This is a genomic window from Vreelandella subterranea, from assembly GCF_900111305.1.
GTDB lineage: Bacteria > Pseudomonadota > Gammaproteobacteria > Pseudomonadales > Halomonadaceae > Vreelandella > Vreelandella subterranea.
The window spans coordinates 436,216-457,060 of record NZ_FOGS01000001.1; the positions used below are offsets into that span (position 1 = coordinate 436,216).

21 protein-coding genes are annotated in these 20,845 nt (G+C 57.4%); 2 read left to right on the forward strand and 19 right to left on the reverse strand.

Annotation, left to right across the window (positions count from 1 at the left end):
- Positions 1–88: 88 nt before the first annotated feature.
- The 3 genes from BMX75_RS01960 to BMX75_RS01970 form a co-directional block, all read right to left on the reverse strand.
- Positions 89–1,144, reverse strand: a complete 1,056-nt coding sequence (locus BMX75_RS01960) for a type 2 periplasmic-binding domain-containing protein (protein WP_092824767.1) — start codon at positions 1,142–1,144, stop codon at positions 89–91.
- 57 nt (positions 1,145–1,201) lie between these two features.
- Positions 1,202–2,113 (reverse strand): 5-dehydro-4-deoxyglucarate dehydratase, encoded by a 912-nt coding sequence (kdgD, locus tag BMX75_RS01965; protein WP_092824769.1) that lies wholly within the window; start codon positions 2,111–2,113, stop codon positions 1,202–1,204.
- An 854-nt stretch (positions 2,114–2,967) separates the two neighbouring features.
- On the reverse strand, positions 2,968–3,885 hold the full coding sequence (locus tag BMX75_RS01970) for an AEC family transporter (RefSeq protein WP_092824771.1): 918 nt from the start codon (positions 3,883–3,885) through the stop codon (positions 2,968–2,970).
- 116 nt (positions 3,886–4,001) lie between these two features.
- On the opposite strand from BMX75_RS01970, the gene BMX75_RS01975 reads away from it, so the two are divergent.
- Entirely contained in the window at positions 4,002–4,595 is a 594-nt protein-coding gene (locus BMX75_RS01975) for an SCO family protein (protein WP_092824776.1), read from the forward strand.
- On the opposite strand, the gene BMX75_RS01980 is transcribed toward BMX75_RS01975, so the two are convergent.
- The 7 genes from BMX75_RS01980 to BMX75_RS02010 all read right to left on the reverse strand — a co-directional run bounded on the left by BMX75_RS01980 (position 4,592) and on the right by BMX75_RS02010 (position 10,884).
- Entirely contained in the window at positions 4,592–5,653 is a 1,062-nt protein-coding gene (locus BMX75_RS01980) for a prolyl oligopeptidase family serine peptidase (RefSeq protein WP_092824778.1), read from the reverse strand. The genes BMX75_RS01975 and BMX75_RS01980 overlap by 4 nt on opposite strands.
- 3 nt (positions 5,654–5,656) lie before the next feature.
- Positions 5,657–6,337: a BamJ family beta-barrel-assembly machinery protein gene (locus tag BMX75_RS01985; RefSeq protein ID WP_092824780.1), complete on the reverse strand. Its 681-nt coding sequence runs from the start codon at positions 6,335–6,337 to the stop codon at positions 5,657–5,659.
- Between the two features lie 149 nt (positions 6,338–6,486).
- Positions 6,487–6,930 carry a universal stress protein gene (locus BMX75_RS01990; RefSeq protein WP_092824782.1) on the reverse strand — a complete coding sequence of 148 codons (444 nt, stop codon included), beginning with the start codon at positions 6,928–6,930 and terminating at the stop codon, positions 6,487–6,489.
- Positions 6,931–6,951: 21 nt separating this feature from the next.
- Entirely contained in the window at positions 6,952–8,235 is a 1,284-nt protein-coding gene (locus BMX75_RS01995) for a TRAP transporter large permease (protein WP_092824784.1), read from the reverse strand.
- 30 nt (positions 8,236–8,265) lie between these two features.
- Positions 8,266–8,844 carry a TRAP transporter small permease gene (locus BMX75_RS02000; protein WP_092824786.1) on the reverse strand — a complete coding sequence of 193 codons (579 nt, stop codon included), beginning with the start codon at positions 8,842–8,844 and terminating at the stop codon, positions 8,266–8,268.
- A gap of 261 nt (positions 8,845–9,105) precedes the next feature.
- Positions 9,106–10,125, reverse strand: coding sequence for a TRAP transporter substrate-binding protein (locus BMX75_RS02005; RefSeq protein ID WP_092824788.1), 1,020 nt, complete (start codon positions 10,123–10,125; stop codon positions 9,106–9,108).
- 171 nt (positions 10,126–10,296) lie between these two features.
- On the reverse strand, positions 10,297–10,884 hold the full coding sequence (locus tag BMX75_RS02010) for a TIGR02444 family protein (RefSeq protein ID WP_092824790.1): 588 nt from the start codon (positions 10,882–10,884) through the stop codon (positions 10,297–10,299).
- 29 nt (positions 10,885–10,913) lie between these two features.
- Between BMX75_RS02010 and BMX75_RS02015 the strand changes: the two genes are divergently transcribed.
- Entirely contained in the window at positions 10,914–12,860 is a 1,947-nt protein-coding gene (locus BMX75_RS02015) for an ABC-F family ATP-binding cassette domain-containing protein (protein WP_092824792.1), read from the forward strand.
- An 8-nt stretch (positions 12,861–12,868) separates the two neighbouring features.
- On the opposite strand, the gene dtd is transcribed toward BMX75_RS02015, so the two are convergent.
- From dtd to BMX75_RS02060, 9 genes are all read right to left on the reverse strand, one after another.
- Entirely contained in the window at positions 12,869–13,306 is a 438-nt protein-coding gene (gene dtd / locus BMX75_RS02020; RefSeq protein WP_092824794.1) for a D-aminoacyl-tRNA deacylase, read from the reverse strand.
- Positions 13,307–13,358: 52 nt separating this feature from the next.
- The gene (locus BMX75_RS02025) at positions 13,359–13,952 is read right to left on the reverse strand and encodes a chalcone isomerase family protein (RefSeq protein WP_092824796.1); all 594 of its coding nucleotides are present in this window, start codon (positions 13,950–13,952) and stop codon (positions 13,359–13,361) included.
- Between the two features lie 70 nt (positions 13,953–14,022).
- A complete protein-coding gene (locus BMX75_RS02030) occupies positions 14,023–14,865 on the reverse strand; it encodes a universal stress protein (RefSeq protein ID WP_092824798.1) in 843 nt (280 codons plus the stop codon).
- 102 nt (positions 14,866–14,967) lie between these two features.
- A complete protein-coding gene (gene thiD, locus BMX75_RS02035; RefSeq protein ID WP_092824800.1) occupies positions 14,968–15,798 on the reverse strand; it encodes a bifunctional hydroxymethylpyrimidine kinase/phosphomethylpyrimidine kinase in 831 nt (276 codons plus the stop codon).
- Positions 15,799–15,914: 116 nt separating this feature from the next.
- Positions 15,915–17,027 (reverse strand): TRAP transporter substrate-binding protein, encoded by a 1,113-nt coding sequence (locus BMX75_RS02040; RefSeq protein ID WP_092824802.1) that lies wholly within the window; start codon positions 17,025–17,027, stop codon positions 15,915–15,917.
- A gap of 178 nt (positions 17,028–17,205) precedes the next feature.
- On the reverse strand, positions 17,206–18,612 hold the full coding sequence (locus BMX75_RS02045; RefSeq protein WP_092824804.1) for a TRAP transporter large permease: 1,407 nt from the start codon (positions 18,610–18,612) through the stop codon (positions 17,206–17,208).
- Positions 18,612–19,172, reverse strand: a complete 561-nt coding sequence (locus BMX75_RS02050; RefSeq protein WP_092824806.1) for a TRAP transporter small permease subunit — start codon at positions 19,170–19,172, stop codon at positions 18,612–18,614. Before BMX75_RS02050 ends, BMX75_RS02045 begins: the two co-directional genes overlap by 1 nt.
- 99 nt (positions 19,173–19,271) lie before the next feature.
- Complete coding sequence (locus BMX75_RS02055; RefSeq protein ID WP_092824808.1) at positions 19,272–20,081, reverse strand: endonuclease/exonuclease/phosphatase family protein; 810 nt, start codon at positions 20,079–20,081, stop codon at positions 19,272–19,274.
- 35 nt (positions 20,082–20,116) lie between these two features.
- Entirely contained in the window at positions 20,117–20,749 is a 633-nt protein-coding gene (locus tag BMX75_RS02060) for a thiol:disulfide interchange protein DsbA/DsbL (protein ID WP_092824810.1), read from the reverse strand.
- Positions 20,750–20,845: the final 96 nt, after the last annotated feature.

A 20,845-nucleotide genomic window follows, 5' to 3' on the forward strand; every position in this document is an offset into this window, starting at 1 on the left:
AGCAGGCTACCCTGGCCTATCATGGTTCTAGAGTGCTTTATGTCTTATAGCGATGGCACCGACACTCACGTGCCGGTGCCTGAATCGCTTACTTGATGTTTTCGATAATGCCTTCGTAGCGCGTCATCTTGTCTTGCAGGTACTCAGACGCTTCATCAGAAGGCTTGAAGTTAGGAATGAAAAACGCGTTCTTTTGTGTTTCTTGAATTTCGCCTTCCGCGTAGATTTCTGCTAAAGCCTCGTCAATCTGCTCAACGATGGCAGGGTCCATATCCTTGTTGTAAAGGAAGAAGAACTCTTTATCGAAGGTGAAGCTTTCGTCACCCCCCATAGTGACATTGACGTTAGGCTCGACATACGCCAGCAGCTGCTGACGAGTCGTCTGGCCTAGCCCTTCTTCTGGCGCCTGCTCGATGGTATCTTGCCGCGCCGTCAGCCACACAAAGCGCATGGCCTTTTGATCGTCTTCAGGCAAGCGTGTGTATTGCTCATTGGCCTGCACTGTACCGTTGATCACATCCGCCTGATCATCAAACAGTTGCTGGTTTTTATCCGACTGCGAGCCGGTATTCACCGCTACCAGATTGTCTTCCTGGCCCGGATGCTCGATAGAGATAGCGTTTTTCAGGGCGCTGAAGCCAATCTCGGAGACGCCACCCGGCTGGATAGCGACGCGCACCGTCTCGCCAGCTCCCACAGCAGCAATGATGTCATCGAGGGTTTGGTAAGGAGAGTCTTTAGGGACGAGATAGGCATTACCCGGGTTGATGGCGACGGTCGGCCCAATGGTATATTTTTCGAAAATATCGTCGTAGCCTTCAACGCCATACAAATGGCCCAGATAAGATTGATCGTGGAAGATCATCAGCGTGTTGCCGCGGGAATCCCGATCAAGGGTACGAAACGCGGAGCTGGCGCCGACCGCGTCGACTTTCATGTTCAAATTAAGCTTTTCGGATAGCGCATCCGCGACAATGCTGGAGTTTTGGTAGGTGTCACCACCGGTCGACGTAGAGCCGATGACCACCCGTATATTGCCCCGCAAAGGGCCATCCTGGGCAAAGGCAATACCCGAACCAACGGTCATTGATGCCATCAAGGCGGCCGAACCCAGTACAGCTAGCGCTTTCTTAGATACCAACATGCTTCACCTCATTCGATCATTGTAAATTTATTATGGTCTTGCGGTTTGAGACGGAATTTACTTGGTTTTATCGATTAGTTGCTTAAGTTGCCGACATTCGTCAGCTGTAGGCATCGTTAAAGGCGCGCGCACCTTGCCCGCCGGGCGACCGATAATCTCGGCACCGGCTTTGATCAGGCTCACGGCATACCCGGCTTTTTGGTCCCGCAAATCGATGAACGGGATAAAAAAGTCCTGGGTAATTTGCTTAACGACACGACTGTCCCCAGCACGGAGAGCTCGATAGAAAGCCACCGCCATATCAGGGACAAAATTGAACACGGCCGAGGAGTAGGTATTAACCCCGATGGAAAGATACGCTTCGGCGAAAATCTCGGCGGTGGGCACGCCACCGATATAGGTCAGGCGGTCGCCCACGGTCTTGACGATCTTGTTCAGCGCCTGGATATCGCCCTTGCCATCCTTCAGGCCAATCAGATTCGGGCAGGCATCCGCCAGCGCCTGAACAGACGCCGCATTGAGAATCCCGTTACCGCGGTTGTAGTAGATAACGTTGATTGCCGTGGCGTCACAAATTTGCCGGGCGTAATCGACCAGGCCGTCCTGGGGGCACTCGGTCAGGTAGGGGGGCATCAGCAAAATGCCATCGGCGCCGGCCTCTTCGGCAGCAGCGGCAAAGGCCTTGCCCGTCGCCACGCTTAAGCCCGCACTGGCAATCACGGGGAGCTTGCCGTCAATCACCTCAACCGCCACCTGAACGATACGGCGGTACTCTTCCAGCGATAGGTTGAAAAACTCACCGGTGCCGCCCGCCACAAAGACGGCGGAAATATCATGGCTGATAAACCAGGCTAGCCGCTCGCGGTAGCTGGCTTCATCGAACTGGCCGTTGTCATCGAAGTCGGTGATCGGGAACGAGAGCAGGCCATCGCCGATCGCTTGTATTACGTCTTGTTTGGAAAACTTCACGCCACCATCCTCATGCTTCCCTCGTTGCAGTGTGCCAACACCCATTAGCGAGGCTCGAAATCGTGACAACCGCTTAGTTGTCATACATCGTACAAATGAGAAGTTAAGCCGCATGGTCCCATCAGGCAAGGCACATGACACAAAATACAACCAAAGTTGAAGGCCAGTCGGCTACGCTTCGGGTATCACACTTAAGCCTATCGCACAGATAAATATCTATATTGATAGCGACTTAGTGATAAAAGACAAGGTTGTACAGCGGGATAGGAGAATCTGCTCACAACTCGGGGGGCAGGCAGTCTTGCGGGTCAGTTGAGCTGCCCAGACCCCAAAAAAGAAAGCCGCTCCAGGGGAGCGGCAAAAAGACCGTGACTAGCAATGAGAGGGAGAAACCATGACAGGAAACTGGTAATGATTACCCGATCTGTCGTGGTCTGTGGCGTCTCATCAAACGCCACAACCACAATGTAATAGTTCTCATTTACTACGTCAACAATAATGCGAACTGTTTTTATTTATCTTTCGGCAATCGCGCCATACCCGCCCATAAAGCGTACGAACGCTCATCGTTTTATTTATGAGGAAGGAAGTCGCCAAAAAACCGCGCAGAGAACGGGGCGATGGCCGGTACTCAGAGACCGGTATTCAGAAACCGGTACTCAGAAAAAAGAAAGCCGCTCCAGAGGAGCGGCAAAAGACCGTGACTAGCAATGAGAGGGAGAAACCATGACAGGAAAATGGTATGAATTGCCAAATCTGTCGTGGTCTGTGGCGTCTCATCAAACGCCACAATCACAATGTAATAGTTCTCATTTAGCACGTCAACACAAATACGAATATTTTTTATTCCGTTTTCAGCCCCCTGCCAGTTGGAGCCAAACCGGTAGCGTCAGCATCGCCAGTAACGTCTGACCGGTGATGATCGCGGCCATCAATTCGGCATCACCGCCCAACTGGCGTGCCAGAATATACGCAGACGTCGCCGTGGGCAGTGCGGCAAACAACAGCGCGACGTCGCGGCTCACCGTATCCAGGCCAACCAGCCATGCAAGTACCAGCACCAGCGCGGGCATCAGCACCAGCTTGACGCTGTTCGTCGCCAGCACGCCGCGATCAACGCGCAGCAACGCTGCCGGGCGTAATGCCACCCCCACAGCCACCAGCCCAAGCGGCAGGGCGGCACGACCTAATAGATCGACGGTATCGTGGCTCCAGCCCGGCAGCCCTATGCCTGAAAGGTTCAGCCCAATACCCAGCAAGCACGCCAGAATCAGGGGATTCTTGATCAGCGCCATGACGCTTTTGCCGAGACTTGCGTTACCCAGGGTACCGGCGGCGACAAAGCTTGCCACACACATGATATTGACCACCGGCACCATCAACGCCACCGCTACGGCAGCGGTAGTGGCCCCTGTACTGCCGTGCAAGGCCGCCGCGCCCGCCACTCCAACGTACGTATTGAATCGCACGGCACCTTGAAATACCGACGTAAATGCCCCGGGCGTCAGCTTGAGCTGGGTTCTCAGACGCCACAGCAATACGCCAAAGACAGCCATCGCGCCCAGCAATACCAAGGCCAGGCGGGTCACGGGTACCTGGCTGACATCTGCTGTCGCCAGCGTCGACACCAGCATGGCCGGAAAGAGTACGAAGTAGATCAGCCGCTCCATGGACGGCCAGAACGTATCGCTGGGCCAGCGTTTAACGCCCAGCGCGGCGCCCAGCAGGATCAATAGGAACAGGGGACCAAGGGCACCGCTAATGCTTTCCATTGCGTATTCTTCTCCTTTCGCTTGACCACGCCGTGACAGTCGCCGGTTTACTGTTACTATGAAGGTAGTTGTCCCGTCGCCAGCCGACGCTGGCGCCCCGCCTGCAGGGAGGTACCATGGCCAATCCAAAATTATGGCTAGGTGTCGGCGTCGTCGCCGCCCTGGTCGTGGCGAGTGGCGTCGTGTTCTACAAGGCCACGCTGGCACCGCAAAGCGACCTGCCACCTGGCGGTGAGATTGCGCTGCCATCCACTCAAGGCGACTTTTCGCTGTCCCAGCTTGCCGACGATCAAATTGCCCTGCTGTCGTTCGGTTTTACGTATTGTCCTGACGTATGCCCCATGACGCAGTCGGTCAAGCGCCAGGCGCTGGCTGAGCTTTCGGCATCGCAACGCGAACAGGTGGTGCCTGTCATGGTCACCGTCGACCCGCAGCGCGATACCCTGGAACGGCTTGAAGAGTACCTGGCGTTTTTCGGCGAGGACTTTATCGGCGCCAGGGGCAATGAAGCCGAGCTGGATGACGTGACGTCCCGTTATGGGGTGATCACGCGACGCGTTGAGACGCCCGAATCAGCCATTGAGTACACCATTGACCATAGCTCATCACTCTACCTGGTCGACCGCGACGGCGATATTTTGCAACGCGTGCTGTATTCGCCAACGTCTCAAGGGCTTACGGCTGCCCTATCGCAAGAGTTGAGTCGTTAATCCTGTTCGGGTGTTGCTTGAAGGCGTTCCAGCATGGCCACTAGCGCCTTGACCTGAACGCCTTCACGGGTATCGTGCATCGGAGCCAACTGTGATGCTCCCTCGGCATAGCCCCACCAGTCCCAGCAGCCCTGCGGGTTCATCATGCTGCTTTCCGCCTGAGGATAAAGCACGACCTGCTGATGCAGCGCCGCCCAGTCATTGAGTCCGCTATGTCGTACAAAGGCATCCTCAATCGTGTTGACATTCATCTGGCAACCGTGGAGCGCCAACGTGACCTGGCACCCACCCTCCTCACAGCCTTTGGGTATATAGACAAAACCGCTATCGGCCAGCCCGGTCACCGCAAAGTCAGACTGATCAAAGGCGCTTAATTGACCCTGGCCTTCATCATCCCTTGCGCGATCAGGGTACAGGAAGCGCAGCATGGCCTCAGCCACATCATCATCGCAGGCAAGCAGATAACTGCCGCCGCCTTGCTGACAGTCGCCCAGAGCTTGTGGAGGCGGCGCCTCACCGTCCAGGCTTACCGGCCAGCCATGGCCGGTATCTTCACGCCGAACGACGCGCAGCTGATCGGCATTGGCCAGCCATCGTTCCCACTGAGCCGCCAATAAATCGCCCAACTCAGGCTCCACGACATCGTCATCCTCGCCATGCCACAGAAACACCCTTAATTGACTGAGCGTTTCCCTTGGCCCTACCTGTCCTGCCGACTCGTAGCGGCGACGGCGATTTTCAAGCCTGTCGAGGGATGGCTCGCCGCCCGATGTCGTCATGCAGGTACTCAGCGCCCGGCTTAACGAACCTTCCGCACATCCCCAGGGGCCAGCCGCCAATGTGCCCACAGCCCTAAAGCGTTCCGGGAAGGCGACGACTAGCTGTGTTGCCATGTACCCGCCGGACGAAATACCCACGACGCTGACAGCGTTTTTATCGGCGCCCAGCGCGGCCAACGGCTCGGGCGCTGCCACAACAACCGTCGCCCCCTGCAAGCTACCGATAAACAGTAACCCACTGACCAGGCAGCGTGGGGATAAACGCGACGGTAAAGGCATCACTTACTCCACGTCCAGCAGTTCGACCCGGAAAGTGAGCATCTCGTTGGGACCAATCGGGCCCTGGCCGCTTTCACCGTAAGCCAGGTCAGCAGGGATATACAGTATCCAGCTGTCGCCCACACGCATTGCCTGCAGAGCTTCTTGCCAGCCTTGGATGACCTGGTTGACCTGGAAGCTGACCGACTCGCCGCGTTCGAAGGAGCTATCAAACACCGTGCCGTCCAGCAGCATGCCTTCGTAATTCACCTCGACGGTATCTTCAGGGCCGGGCGACTCGCCATCACCAGACTCAAGCACTTCATACTGAAGCCCCGAATCGGTGACGATTACTTCATCGCGCTCGGCGTTTTCAGCCAAGTAAGCAGCACCGGCTTCACGGTTTGCTTCACTGGCTTGCGCGGCTTCGGCTTCGCGGGCCGCCATGGATTGCTCCTGAAAAGCCATCAATGCTTCGCTCATTTGCGCCTCATCGAGCGCCAGATCGTTACCTTCAAACACATCGCGTATGCCGTCGGTAAAGGCATCGATATCCAGGTCTTCGACATCGGCCTGAATGCTTTCACCCAGCGTAACACCCAAGCTATAAGCCAATCGCTCTTCTTGTGTTTCCGGCGCGGCAGCGGCCAAGGGAGCCACCAGTAGTAAGCTAACCAGTGCCGTTGAGGAAATCGCTACTTTCATAGAACACCTTTTTTGTGGTGCAAAGCACCGTGATGAGGGTAATTGATGCGTACTGAAAGGACAGTTAAAAGAGTAACACCCGCCGCCCCAGGCTGCATCTGCCGAGGCGGCGGGTGTCAGGGGCTGTTGACGTTTGCGGGAAGGTGCGTTCAAACCACCATGGTGGGGCAGTGCGATGAGCCTGCCACTCGCTGGGAAACACTGCCCAGCAGCAGGTTTTTATCGCCGTTGGTGCCTTGGGCACCAATGACGATCAGGTCACACTCACGTTTGCGGGCAAAGCGAACGATGGTGCGCGAGGGTCGGCCTCCCTTGACGAAGGCCCGCACGCTCCCACTGTCAGTCCCCATTTCTATCGCATGAGACTTGGCGTGTACCGCAATTTCCGTGGCGTACTCCTTCAACGCATCGTCAGGAATATCCAGCTTGCTGGGCCGTACCATGGAAAGCGACGCCTCGAGCAGGCTGTGGTGCTTGAACACACATAGCAGATAAAGCTCCGCGCCGGTCAGCATGTGCAGTCCTACGGCTTTCTCAAGCGCCTTGAGGGCGCCCTTGGAGCCATCCACCGGCACTAAAATGCGGTTGAACATTGGCGTTCTCCTTGTGACGACTTAGCGAAACGCTATATCGCGCAGGAACAGGGCAATCTGCGGGAACATGATCAATAGCACGGCCGCCAGAATCAGCATAAAGATAAACGGCGGGGTACCCTTGATCACATCCCAATACGGGCGCTTGAAGATCGCAATAGCAGTAAAGATATCGCACCCGAAAGGCGGTGTCGCCGAGCCGATGGCCACCTGCAGGGTAATCAAGATCCCGACCAGCACCGGGTCCAGACCGGTGGAGGCAATTGCTGGCGCAAAGATGGGGGTCAGTACCAGGATGACCACAATCGGGTCGACAAACATGCACGCCACGAAGAACGCGATACAAATGGCAATCAGCACACCAGTTGGACCTGCTTCATTGACGCCCACTGTCTCAAGAATGGCCTGGGGGATTTGCGCAAACGAGATGATCCACGAAAAGCTGTTGCCCACGGCCACGAGAATAAATACCACGGCGGTAATCAAGCCCGTCGATTTGGCAATGGCATAAATATCGTTCACTTTCAGCGAGCGAAATACCAGGAACTCAAGAAAGACGGCATATAGCACACAGGCCGCAGCGGCTTCCGTCGGGCTGAAAATACCACCATAGATACCACCAACGATAATCACCGGAAAGCCTAACGGCCATAGCGCCATGCGCACGGCCCTGCCTCGTTCGCCCCAGCTGGCTTTCGGCTCGGTGGGCACGTTTTTCACCGTCGCATAAATCATGCTGTAGGCGGCGAACATCATCAGGATCATGAAACCAGGTCCAATCCCGGCAATGAAAAGCTCACCGATGGAGGTACCCGAAATGACCCCGTAGATAATCATGCCGATACTCGGCGGGATCAAAAAAGCAATATCGCTGGAGTTGATAATCAACGCCAGCGTGAAAGAGTCCGAATAGCCCGCTTTCAACATGCGGGGCCGCAGCGGCGAACCAACGGCCACCACCGTCGCTTGCGTCGACCCCGACACCGCACCGAACAGCGTACATGAAGCGGCCGTGCTCACGGCCAGGCCGCCTTTCACATGGCCAATAAACGACATGACCATGTCAATCAGCCGACTGGCCGATTGCCCCCGGGTCATGATATCGGCGGCCAGAATAAACATCGGCACCGCGATCAGCGATGCGGGTCGTATCCCTGCCATCATCTGCTGAATCAGGGTTTCCATCTGCCCCAGCCCGCTGAACATCATGTAAAAGCCAATGGCCGAGGCGGTGATCAACGGGATCATCATCGGAAAGCCCAGCAACAGCAGGACAATCATTGTGGTGACCATTATTGTCGTCATAGCGGTTCCCCTAGGCAGCTGTGCCCTGCGTTAGACTTCCGTTTCGGTATCTTTATAGCCATCCACCACCCCGGTGGAGAGGTACACATCCCGGGAGGTCATGTTTTTAATTGCCGTTAGCAGGTATTGAATGCCGGTAATCAAAAAGCCCATCGGCACCCACAGGTAAATAATCCAGATGGGTAGCCCCAAGGATGGCAGCACGCGCCCTTTGCTATACAAATCGAGGATGTAGAACACCGAGTAGTAAAGCAAAAAGAACATGACCATCGAGGTAAACAAGGCAATGACGATCATCAACACCTTTCGACCACCGGTAGGGAGAGCATCGTAGATGGCCGACATGCGTATATGCCGCCCGTGCCGGGCAGCATAGCCAATACCGGCAAAGGTGATCATGATAATCAGGATGCGGTTGAGCTCACCCGAAAACATGATGCTATTACCAAACACAAAGCGTGAAACCACGTTAGTAACGGTGTTCAACGCCATTAGCAGTACGCCAAGCGCCAGAATTACCGATTCGATTTTACTGATAGCGGTATCCAATAAGCCGAGGACACCGGGCAAACTAGAACGGTAATTTTTCTCGGTTTCTTCATCGGTCATGGCCGGACTCCTCTAATCACAGCAGCTTTGTAAACTGCCGACGTCACGTTTGCACACCGGTCCAAATATTGGGTGTCGATTACCCCATTCACAGCCTACACTGGTAGCCTAACGGTAACCCAACGTTACTGGTTCAACGCTAGATGAACGAATGTTTTTCAGCCTAACAAATTGATATTGCGATTAATCATATGAAAAAGGGGCAGCCGCTGGCCGCCCCTTTGGTCCTTCAGTTGCAGCACCTTGTGTGGCGAGGGCTGCTTATTCGTCTTCAGTTACCGCTTCGAGATCGGCCTTGAACTGATTGAGCAGCTCTTCGCCACGCTCACCGGTCATTTCCAGGAACTCTTCCTCAACCTGAGGCGCACGCTCACGGAAGGCCTGAATCTGTTCTTCATTCAGACGTGTAACGGTGACCTCGTCGGAGGCTTCCTGGATTTTCGCGAGCGATTCCTCGGCCAAGCCTTGGATGTGCTCGATGGTGTGATCGTAAGCCACTTGAGAGGCTTCCTGCACCAGTTGCTGATCTTCCTCTGACAGGCCTTCATAGAAATCTTGGTTGGCCATCATTGCAGTGGTGAACCAGCCGTGACCGGTAAAGGTCAGGTGCGGAGACACTTCATAAAGACCGCCGGACTCGATCCAGAAGATCGGGTTTTCTTGACCGTCGATAACGCCGGTCTGCAGGCCACCGTAGACTTCACCCCAGGGCAGCGGCGTTGGCGTAGCCCCGAATGCGTCGTAGGTTTCCGACAGCAGCGGGTTGGTCATGGTACGGATTTTCTTGTTGTTCAACCCCTCGGGAGAGGTGAACGGCTCGTCGGTCGTGACGACCATCTCGCCTTCCGGATACATTTTCAACAACTCTAGGCCTTGTTCGGCGTAAAGCTCCGGAAACATCTCGTTGATGGCTCTGCTCTCGGCGAAGAACTCAAGCACGGTTTCTTCGTCAGTGGGAAGCAGGTAAGGGATGAAGAAAATCTGTGCTTCGGGAATGAGCGAGCCGGTGAAGCCCGGCGACTGGTTGACGAACTGGAGAATACCGTTCTGGGTCTGCTCCATGATGTCGTCGGACTCGCCAAGCTCGCCAAAGCGATAAACCTGGACGGTATGATCGGAGTTGTCCTCGATGTGCTCTTTGAATGCAAAGGCGAAAACGTCCTGAACGTCGCCTTCATATTCTTCGTGCGCGTAACGCCAGTTGTCAGCCTGAGCGACGCCCGACATACCAACCAACAGTGCACTGACGCTCGCCGTCGTTACTAACTTGCTTGCCTTCATGCGGTGTTCCCCTTGCAGTGGTAAGCGCGCTGTACGAGTGCGCAGGAATCTGCTTTGATCGGCGCGTCTCGCAACGCGCAGTGTCATTGACCATTGTGCAATCGCTGAATGGCGCTGCACATCTCCGAGGCCGAATAACAGTCAGTTATTCAAAAGCAGCTAATTTTCAGGCTAGCGCGCTCGTCGTAAGGGGTCAAGTTGCTGACCTAGCACGTTAAAGGCGTTTTCAAGGGCCTCGCGGGCTTTATACTCATAACCGTCCAGCACCAAACCCTGCGGCAATAAGACATGTTCTTGCAGCCATCTTCCCGCATCGTGCGAGTTGGCTGGCATATTTTTCAGGCGCGTTGAGGCCTGCTCGTGGTCCCATGCCCACCATTGCCAACGTTGAAGGTTTTCACGCTCGGCGAGCAGCTCAGCCTGCTTGACCCGCTCACGCAGGGTGGAGACGGTCTCGCTGGGGGCATCGTGATGCTTTAAATCGCGCCGGAGCCCGCGCAGCACCTCTGTCACTCCCGCCTGCCAATCACGGCGCGCCTGGCGCTGAGCGGCAAGCGCTTCGGGTAACGCCTCGAGTCCATGCACATACAGCCAGCCATGAAACAACAGCTCGCAGACATCCACACCGGCATGGTCCTGTAGCGTCAGGCATGACGGCTCGACGCCGGGGCGACTATAAAAGGTTAGCGCGAAATCCCACAGCGGTGTCTGCTGAAGCGCCGCGAATCGGGTAGAATCAAGCGCCATAGAATCTGGCATTGTATGCCCCATCTTATTCGGGAGAACGCATGATCGCACTGCGCCAAGTCGCTCTGCAACGCGGCACGCAAACACTACTCGACAACGCCGACCTCACCCTCCACGACGGGGTGAAAGCGGGGATCATCGGGGCTAACGGTGCAGGCAAATCAAGCCTCTTTAAGCTGCTGCTGGGCGAACTCGGCCCGGACCAGGGCGACGTTGAACTGAGCGGCGGACAGCGTATCGCGCATATGGCCCAGGAAGTCGAGGCGCTGGACCGGCCGATTATCGAGTATGTGATGGATGGCGACATCGCCCTTCGCCAGGCTGAAGCGGATCTGCAGGCCGCCCGTGACGCGGGTCAAGCCCACCGGGAGGCTGAACTGCACGGTTTGATTGAAACCCTCGACGGCTATCGCGCCGAGTCCCGCGCGGCGCAACTGCTGGTCGGGCTCGGCTTTATTCAGGCCGACCTCGACCGGCCGCTGTCGGCGTTTTCCGGGGGCTGGCGGATGCGCGTCAACCTGGCTCGCACCCTGTTCATGCCCTCCGACCTGCTACTGCTGGATGAGCCCACCAACCACCTGGACCTTGATGCACTGCTGTGGCTGGAGCAGTGGCTTACCCGCTACCCCGGCACCTTGCTGTTGATTTCCCACGACCGCGATTTCCTGGATGCCGTATGCGACCACATTGTGCATATGCATCACCAGACGCTGGAACTTTACCGCGGCAACTACTCGCTTTTTGAGCGCACCCGCGCCGAAAAGCTCGCCCTCCAGCGTGCCGAAGCCGCCAAGCAGCAGGCACGACGCGAGGAAATCGAGCGCTTTATCGCGCGCTTCCGCGCCCAGGCCACCAAGGCCAAGCAGGCCCAAAGCCGCGTCAAGATGCTGGAACGCATGGAAGATATTGCGGTTGCCCATGTCGACTCACCCTTCCATTTCACCCTGCCCGCCTCGGATAAAACCTCGCATCCGCTGCTGGTGCTCGACCAGGCCACGCTGGGTTATCGCGGCGATGCGGGCGATATCGTCCAGCTGGACAAGGTCAATGTTACCCTGCTGCCGGGTAGCCGGATCGGCCTGTTAGGTCCCAACGGGGCGGGTAAGTCAACGCTGATCAAATCGCTCACCGGCGAACTCGACCTGTTAAACGGCAAGCGGGTGCCCGGCGAGCACTTGGCGATTGGCTACTTTGCCCAGCATCAGCTGGAAGGGCTCGACGTGACGACCACGCCGTTTGTGCATGTGCAGCGGCTATCGCCCACCGCCAGTGACCAGGAAATCCGCAATTTCCTGGGCGGGTTTGGCTTTAAAGGCGACGACGCTTTCGGCCAGGTGGGCACCTTTTCAGGTGGCGAGAAGGCCCGTTTGGCGCTGGCCCTGGTGGCGTGGCAAAAGCCCAATCTGTTGCTGCTGGATGAGCCCACCAACCACCTGGACCTGGAAATGCGCGAGGCCCTCACCCAGGCGTTGGCCAGTTTCGAAGGCACCGTCATTCTGGTATCTCACGACCGCCACCTGCTGCGCGCCACGGTAGATGAGTTCTGGCGGGTCGCCGATCACCGGGTCGAGCCCTTCGACGGCGACCTGGACGACTACCGGGCTTGGCTCAAGGCGCGCCTTGAAGAAAGCCGCCGCGATAATCGCAACGAGAAAAACGAACGCCAGGCCCAACAGCCCAGTGGCGATCGCAAGGCCGCTCGCAAGGCAGCCGCCGAATTACGTGAGAAACTGCGTCCACTCAAAAAGCAGCGCGACCAGGCGGAAAAGGCGATGGAAAAGACCCAGCAGTCACTGGAAAAGGTCGAGGAAATACTGGCCGACCCTGAACTTTACACCGACAGCGCCCGCAAGGCTGAACTGACCGATGCCCTGGCCCGCCAGGCTGATATCAAGGCGCGCCTGAACGACGCCGAAGCCGAGTGGCTGGCCGCCGAAGAGGCACTGGAAGCCATGGAAGCTGAGCTAGTGGCCAACGAGAATGCCTGAAGACCCGCTCAACTCTCCAGCAGAAAGGTCACCGGCCCGTCGTTCACCAGCGATACCTGCATATTGCCGCCAAACTCGCCGGTGGCAACGTCCTGCCAGGCGGATTGCGCCTGGGTCACCAGGTAATTAAACAGCTGCTCGCCTTCATCAGGGGGCGCGGCGCTTGAAAAGCTGGGTCTCAGGCCTTTATGGGTATCAGCGGCCAGCGTGAATTGCGATACCAGCAGCAGGCCGCCCTCGGCCTGCTGCACATTCAGGTTCATCTTGCCGTCCGCATCGCTGAACACGCGGTAATTCAGCAGCTTGTGCAACAGTTTGTCGGCATCCGCCTGGCTATCGCCTTTTTCGACCCCCACCAATGCCAATAGCCCGTGGTCAATGGCACCCACGGTATGGCCTTCGACGTCAACGCTTGCCCGGGTTACCCGCTGTATCAGTGCTTTCACGTTTATGCCTCACTCGCAAAAGCGCCAGTATAGCGTGCTTGCCAAGGCGTGATTACCTACCGAGCAGCGCATCCCGGAAGTCATCACCCAGGGGGCGCTCGCCTAGCCAGATACCAAAGAGAGCGCTGGCCAGCCCCGTGTTTCCGCCCTCGAACAGCACCTCGCCATTCAGTGCCAAACGCAGCGTATCGCCGTCCCAGCTCAACACATAGCGATCCTGTGGTTCGACATCCTGATAACGTTGGTTAAAGGCATTAACATCGGCCTCCAACTGCGAGTACTCGTAGGCAGTCAGGTTTTTTTGCAGCGTTTCCGTGGTGGCGTCGGCAAACTCTTCAGCCTCGATATCATGGAAGTAGGCCAACTCAAGGCGGCGGGGTATATCGCTTTGTGGCCGGGGGTCAGTTTCGCCTTCTGCCTGGTAATACGCGCCGGCATAGGCAGTCCAGATCATGTAGGTAAAAACGCCGCTACCGACAAGCTCATAGCGTTGGCCATTCTCTTCCAGGGTTCGCTCAAAGCGCTCGCCCTTTTCGCTGACCGTCTGCGCCCATAGGCTTGAAGACCCAAAGAGCAGCAATGCGCCAGCCAGCCATACACCAACACGATACCCGCAAGGCTTGAGAAAACCGTAATGTAACGACATAGCAAGGCACCTCTTATTATTACAAGACAGTACCTTTACTACATAAAAACTAAATAAAAGTTCCGTATAATCATGCCCTGCATAGCATCACGTCACAGTGGGGCTCACTCAACAGCATATCAGTCATCTGGCTAGCATGGTGCGGTTGATCACGGCTGCCGATCACCACCAAATCGGGGGTGTGGCGCTTGATGTAGGCGTTCAAGACCTCACACGGGGGACCGTGCTCCAGCACCAGCTCAACGTCGGGAACGCCCGCCAGCTCGCTCATCAGGCTGTCAATTTCCTGCGCCAGCCGTTCGCGCAGCCGCGCCACCTCGTGATCGCGCCATTGCGAATAGTAGGGGTGCGAGCCAAGTTCACGCTCGCCCGGCAGGCTCCAGGCATGCAACAGTGTCAGTGAGGCATCAGGAAAACGCTGCAGCGCTTCACGCAGGCTGTGCCGGGCCGTCAGAGAAAAGTCGACGGGCACCAGTATCGACTCCCACGGCTGGGTCGGCGGCTGCGAGGCAACCACCACAGGGCAGGGCGCGCTGCGGATGATGCGCATCAGGGTGGTTCCCGCCAGCAGGTCTTTCTGGCCGCGCTTGCGATGCATGCCCACCACGACCAGGTCGGCCTGACGTTCGTGGGCCTCGCGGATAATTTCGACGTAAGGCGCGCCCGCGACCGTCTGGATCAGCGTCTGGGGTTCTTCAAGGGCATAATCTTCACGGACGTCCTTGAGGGTGGCGGCGATATCGTCTACCACCGCCGCTTCAACCTGGTGAAAGACGCGACGGGGTAAGTAGGGGTCCAGCACATGGATAATATCGAGCTGGGCGCCATCGGCGTGGGCCAGGCGCAACGCCCTGGCAAAGGCCGCGCGATTTTCGGCAGAGAGGTCAGTGGCAAACAGTACGGTACGAGTCATCGCAAACGCTCCTCAGCCTTAGCGGACACCCTTCAGCATGGTGCGCAACGGCCCATTGCGCAAGCGAAACGCTGGCGCAAGCCCGACACGCCGCATTGCGCGTCACCACCAGGCGTGAAAGTGGTGCACCGGGCCACGCCCTTTACCCACATTCAGCCTGGCACTGGCCTCCAGGCCGGCATGCAGCCACTGCTTGGCTTCGGCAATCGCGGCGACCGGGGCGTCATTTTCAGCACCGGCTGGAAGCTTTGCCAGGCAGGCGGCAATGGCTGACGACAGCGCGCAGCCAGTGCCGTGCAGGTTCTCGGTGGCAATCCGCGACGCTGGCAGCCAGCGATGCTCCTTGGGCGTCGCCAGCAGATCGGGGCAGGTCTCGCCCCGCAGGTGGCCCCCTTTGAGCACCACATAGGGCGCGCCAAGCTGCGTCAAGCCGGGCAGCATCGCTTCCATCTCATCCAGCCCAGTGGGCGATGGCGCGTCGAGCAGCACCGCGGCCTCGGGCAGGTTCGGGGTAATCACGTCCGCCAGTGGCACCAGGATATCGCGCACTGCCCGGATACCTTCATTATCGACCAGAATATCGCCGCTTTTGGCCACCATCACCGGGTCGAGCACGATCCAGCGTGGCCGGCGCTGGCGGAGCACCTCGGCAATCACCTCGGCCACGTCGCGGCTGGCAACCATGCCGATCTTGACCGCATCGATCTCGACATCGTCGAGCAGGTTCTCCAACTGCTCGCGAATCGCCTGGGGCGACACCGGGTAGACCGAGGCGACCCCGCAGGTATTCTGGGCAATCACCGCCGTAATTACATTGGTCCCGTAGACCCCGAGTGCCGAGAAGGTTTTCAAGTCGCCCTGCAGCCCAGCGCCGCCGGAAGGGTCGGAACCGGCGATGGTGAGCACATTGCGCAGGCGGGAATCATTAGACATGGTGATCCTCGAATAAACACAGTATCTGTCTAGGATACCCAAGCGGAGGCGTCTTGGCTGCCTTAAAAACGCAGATGGCCGCCCGAAGGCGGCCATCTCATGCAAGGCTCGGCGTCTTATTCGACGCTATCACCTTCAGGGTTACGCGCGTTGTAGTAGGCCTGCTCGGAGATCGCGTGATAATCCTCGACCTTCTCCTGGAAAGCCTGATAGGACTCGTAAATCCGCGTCGCTATCTCGCTGGACTCTGCCAGCTCGGCGACAACATCGGCCGAATGCTCGCGAGCCTGCGCTAATACGTCATCAGGAATACGGCGCAACTCGACATCATGCTCGTTGACCAGGGTTTCCAGCGCGTCGTTGTTACGCGCGGTGTACTCGTCCAGCACGTTGGCATTGACGTCGCGTATCGCCGTTCTCAGGATCGCTTGCAGATCCGCGGGCAGCTCGGCCATGGCCTCTTCGTTGACGATCGCCTCGAACATCACGGTCGGCTCGTGCCAGCCCGGATAATAGTAGTAGTCAGCCGCCTGATGCAGGCCAAAGGCCAGGTCATTGTAGGGACCGATCCACTCGGTGGCGTCAATCGCACCCGACTGCAGCGAGGTGAAGATCTCCCCGCCCGGCATGTTGACGATCGCCACACCCATACGGTTCATGACTTCGCCACCCAGGCCAGGCATGCGCATTTTCAGGCCATCCAGGTCATCAACCGAGTTGATCTCCTTGTTGTACCAGCCGCCCATTTGCACGCCTGAAGCACCGGCCACCAGCACGTCGACGCCAAAGTCATCATAGAGTTCGTTCCACAGTTCCATGCCACCGCCGAAGTGCAACCAGGCGTTCATTTCCTGGGCGTTCATGCCAAACGGCACGGCGGCAAAGAACTGGGCGGCGGGGGCTTTGCCCTTCCAGTAATAGGAAGCGGAATGACCAAGCTCAGCGGTACCGTCTGAAACGGCATCAAAGACCTCAAAACCCGGTACCAGCTGCCCGGCACCGAAGACTTCGATGGTCAGGCGGCCGCCCGACATTTCATCCACAAGTTCGGCAAGACGCTCAGGCCCTTGGCCTACACCCGGGAAGTTTTTTGGCCAGGACGTGACCATTTTCCAGCGGAATTCTTCTTCTTGAGCCTGGGCGTGATTATCAATGCTCGACACCGCCAGCAGACTGGCGGACATGGCGGTCGTCATGGCAATGGCGACGGGGAGTGTTTTAACTTTCATACATGAACCCTCTAGCTTTCTATTATTACTGTTATGGGTAGGAAAACACCGCTCAGCTGAGTGCCTAAGGCAGGTGACCAAGCGGCTTGCTGCAAATTGTTAATGAGTTATTTAACTGCTTTAAGTACTAGGTTGTCACGTCCTTGCGTTGATAACAGCGACGCGTTTCAACACATTGTTAGCCAAATTGCGTAGGTAACCATGTTGCCAGCTGCGGGAAGAACGTCAGCATCAGCAACATGCCCAACTGCATCAGAATAAACGGAATCACCCCGCGATAGATGGCCGAGGTCGGCACCGACGGCGGTGCCACCCCGCGCAGGTAGAACAATGCAAAACCAAACGGTGGCGTCAGGAACGACGTCTGCAGGTTAATCGCAATCATGATGCCGAGCCAGATCGGGTCGAGTCCCATGGCGAGCAGAATCGGGCCGACGATCGGCACCACCACGAAGGTGATTTCGATAAAGTCGAGAATGAAGCCGAGCAGGAAGATCACCAGCATCACGATGATCGTCGCACCGACCACGCCGCCAGGCATGCCCTCGAACAGCTCGGTGACCATGTGTTCACCACCATAGGCCCGGAATACCAGCGAAAACAGCGCCGCCCCGATCAAAATCAGAAACACCATGGTGGTGACATTGGTCGTCGACCGCAGGACGTCTTTCAACGTCGCCATATCCAGCTGGCGATAGGCCACCGCCAGCACCAAGGCACCGAAGGCGCCCACGGCGGAAGCCTCGGTGGGCGTTGCAACGCCGGTGAGGATAGAGCCCAGTACCGCCACGATCAGCACCACCGGGGGTACCAGTCCCTTGAGAAGCAGCATGCCCAGCCCTGAGGTGTGGCCAAGCTCTTCCATCAGTTCCCGGCGATCCGCCGCCGGCGCCATGCTGGGACGCAGCCACGCCACTAGCGCCACATAGGTCATGTACATCACGACCAGAATCAGCCCCGGCACCAGTGCCCCCATGAAGAGGTCACCTACCGATACTGTTTTCGGGCTGAAAATCCCCATGTCCAACTGTGCCTGCTGGTACGCCGATGACAACACATCGCCCAGCAGTACCAGCGCGATGGAAGGCGGAATAATCTGACCCAGTGTACCGGTGGCGCAGATCGTCCCGGTTGCAAGCGAGGTGCTGTAGCCGCGCTTCAACATCGTGGGCAGCGACATCAACCCCATGGTGACCACGGTGGCCCCGACGATACCGGTGGACGCTGCCATCAGCATACCCACCAGCGTGACCGAAATACCCAGGCCGCCCCGCATGGCGCCAAACAGCAAGGCCATGGCGTCGAGCAGCGTTTCCGCGACCTTGGATTTTTCCAGCAGCACGCCCATGAGGACGAACAGCGGCACCGCCAACAGCGTCTGGTTGGTCATGATGCCGTATAGCCGATTGGGCAGCGCGGCAAGATAGCCGCTGTCAAAGTTGGCATCGACACCCATGGCTTCAAGTCCCAGCCCCAGCCCGGCAAACAGCAGCGCCGTGCCCGCCAGCGAAAGCGCCACGGGAAAGCCGAACATCAAGACGATACAGATGACAGCAAATAATACGATCGGCATGAAGTCCAGCATCAAAGGCGCTCCTCAAGGTGGTCATCATCCGCATCAGGCGGCGCGATTCGTCCGGCCAGGATGTAGCCGTTACGCACCACTTCAATCACGCCTTGCACGATCATTAGCAGGGCAAACAGCGGTATCAAGGTTTTCAGGGCAAATACGGCCGGAATGCCGCCGTGATCCGGGGAGCTTTCAAGAATGCGCCAGGAATTGGCCACATAACCCAGGCTCGACGCAATGATGAACACCATCACTGGCATCAATAACATTAAAATGCCCACCACATTGATCAGGGCCTGGCGGCGAGGCGACATTCCCCGGTAGAAGATATCAACCCGCACATGACCGTCGTGGCGAAAGGTATAGGCGGCGGCAAGCATGAAGACGCTGGCATGCATGTACATCACCAGCTCTTGCATGAAAATACTGTTCACGCTGAATACATAGCGGAGCAGTACAATCGCGAACTGAATCAGCATCATGGTGATGATCAGCCACGCAAGGGATCGTCCGAACCATTCCGAAGCGCGGTCCAGCGCACCTATCAAGGCAGGTAGTTTTGTTGTGTCCGACATGGAGTGTCTCGCGTAAAACGGCTAAGAGAAGTCAAGCGCACCAGACAATAGCGCAAATACGCAGACATTGCAGCGTCCCTAAACAGCGAGACGCGCTTATTATTTAACGCTTGCGCGAATCGCCGCCAGACAAGCGTCGGGAAGGGGTAGATCGACAGCAATTGGGAGATGGTCCGAGAACAGATGATCCAGCACCTGAACGTCCACCACCTCGAGGGACTGGGAGAGCAGAATATGATCCAGCGCCCGCCGCGGCTGCCAGGAAGGGTAGCTCAGCAGGGGTTTTACCGGATGTAGCGGCAGGGCGTTATTGAAGCGTTCGTGGGCATGCAATTGATCCGGGGTGCAGTTCAAATCCCCCATCACCACCACATGGCGCAGCGGCTGGATGATTTCACTGAGGTAGTTGAGCTGACGCACTCGCCCGCGATGGCTCAGCGCCAGATGCGCCACAAAGATATGCAGCGCCTCCGGCCCCTCGCCAAAACGCGCGTGGATGGCACCGCGCCCCGGCATTGCGCCTGGCAAACGATGCTCCTCTACCTGACTCGGTACCAACCGCGACAGCAGCCCGTTGCTGTGCTGGGCAATGCGTCCCAGGTTGCGGTTCAACTGCTGGAAATGGTGGGGCAACCCTGCCTTGGCGGCCAGGTATTCGACCTGGTTGACGCGGCTTGAGCGAAAACTGCCGCCATCGACCTCCTGCAGCCCGACCACATCGAACCTGCCCATCACCTCGGCCATCAATGCCAGTCGCTGCAAGCGTTGAGGATGGGGCAGAAGGTGCTGCCAGCTGCGTGTTACGTAGTGATGATACGCCGAGGTCTGAATCCCGACCTGGAGATTAAACGTCAACAGGCGCAATTGGCCGCTGCTCAGCAGCGGCGCGTGTGCCTCCATCTCTTTCATGCAAAACCCCGTGCCGAATACAGCGTCAGACAGCGTTACTCTCCGCGCGCTTCACGTACCTGATCAACCAGGGCATCGGCGACATTGGGCATGTTTTCAAGGCTGCCGGCACTGCTTGGGGTCACGACGTAACGACCGTCGATCACCAGTGCAGGCACACCCATCAGGCGCATTTCACGCATGCGGCTGTTGGCTTTGTTCACGTTGCTGCGAACGTTAAAGGCGGTGAGGGCTTCCTTGGCTTCCTCTTCACTGACGCCATAATCGGTGAAAAACGCAGCGATCTCGTCTTCCTCGGTCAACGAACGCTGATCCTGATGGATGGCGTCGAAGAAATCCGCGTGAAGTGCCTCTTCAATGCCGAGCTCTTTGGCAGCATAGAAGGCGTTGGCATGGGTATTCCAGTCGCCGCCCATGGTCGCCGGCATTTTTTCAATCACCACGTCATCGTCGAGGGTTTCGACCCACTCATTAACGTGGGGTTGCAGGCGGTAGCAGTGCGGGCAGCCAAACCAGAACACATCGAGCACTTCAATTTGCCCCTCATCAACCCGGGTCTCGACCGGCTCGTCGAGCACTTCGTAGTGCTGCCCTTCAACCAGCTCCTGGGCACTGACCGCCGCTGACAAGCTTAGTCCAGCAACAGCAACCATTAACGTTTTCAACATAGTGATTCTTCTCCGTGGGAAAGCGTCTCTATGACCCCAGCGCTCGGCCGGGGTTCCCCGCTTGGCAAAGCAAGTGATAAACACGAGCTTATTGAG

Coding starts and splice junctions, on each gene's coding strand:
- BMX75_RS01960 (WP_092824767.1), bottom strand. CDS start 1,144: ATGTTGGTATCTAAGAAAGCGCTAGCTGTACTGGGTTCGGCCGCCTTG.
- BMX75_RS01970 (WP_092824771.1), bottom strand. CDS start 3,885: ATGGAAAGCATTAGCGGTGCCCTTGGTCCCCTGTTCCTATTGATCCTG.
- BMX75_RS01975 (WP_092824776.1), top strand. CDS start 4,002: ATGGCCAATCCAAAATTATGGCTAGGTGTCGGCGTCGTCGCCGCCCTG.
- BMX75_RS01980 (WP_092824778.1), bottom strand. CDS start 5,653: ATGCCTTTACCGTCGCGTTTATCCCCACGCTGCCTGGTCAGTGGGTTA.
- BMX75_RS01985 (WP_092824780.1), bottom strand. CDS start 6,337: ATGAAAGTAGCGATTTCCTCAACGGCACTGGTTAGCTTACTACTGGTG.
- BMX75_RS01990 (WP_092824782.1), bottom strand. CDS start 6,930: ATGTTCAACCGCATTTTAGTGCCGGTGGATGGCTCCAAGGGCGCCCTC.
- BMX75_RS01995 (WP_092824784.1), bottom strand. CDS start 8,235: ATGACGACAATAATGGTCACCACAATGATTGTCCTGCTGTTGCTGGGC.
- BMX75_RS02000 (WP_092824786.1), bottom strand. CDS start 8,844: ATGACCGATGAAGAAACCGAGAAAAATTACCGTTCTAGTTTGCCCGGT.
- BMX75_RS02005 (WP_092824788.1), bottom strand. CDS start 10,125: ATGAAGGCAAGCAAGTTAGTAACGACGGCGAGCGTCAGTGCACTGTTG.
- BMX75_RS02010 (WP_092824790.1), bottom strand. CDS start 10,884: ATGCCAGATTCTATGGCGCTTGATTCTACCCGATTCGCGGCGCTTCAG.
- BMX75_RS02015 (WP_092824792.1), top strand. CDS start 10,914: ATGATCGCACTGCGCCAAGTCGCTCTGCAACGCGGCACGCAAACACTA.
- BMX75_RS02025 (WP_092824796.1), bottom strand. CDS start 13,952: ATGTCGTTACATTACGGTTTTCTCAAGCCTTGCGGGTATCGTGTTGGT.
- BMX75_RS02030 (WP_092824798.1), bottom strand. CDS start 14,865: ATGACTCGTACCGTACTGTTTGCCACTGACCTCTCTGCCGAAAATCGC.
- thiD (WP_092824800.1), bottom strand. CDS start 15,798: ATGTCTAATGATTCCCGCCTGCGCAATGTGCTCACCATCGCCGGTTCC.
- BMX75_RS02040 (WP_092824802.1), bottom strand. CDS start 17,027: ATGAAAGTTAAAACACTCCCCGTCGCCATTGCCATGACGACCGCCATG.
- BMX75_RS02045 (WP_092824804.1), bottom strand. CDS start 18,612: ATGCTGGACTTCATGCCGATCGTATTATTTGCTGTCATCTGTATCGTC.
- BMX75_RS02050 (WP_092824806.1), bottom strand. CDS start 19,172: ATGTCGGACACAACAAAACTACCTGCCTTGATAGGTGCGCTGGACCGC.
- BMX75_RS02055 (WP_092824808.1), bottom strand. CDS start 20,081: ATGAAAGAGATGGAGGCACACGCGCCGCTGCTGAGCAGCGGCCAATTG.
- BMX75_RS02060 (WP_092824810.1), bottom strand. CDS start 20,749: ATGTTGAAAACGTTAATGGTTGCTGTTGCTGGACTAAGCTTGTCAGCG.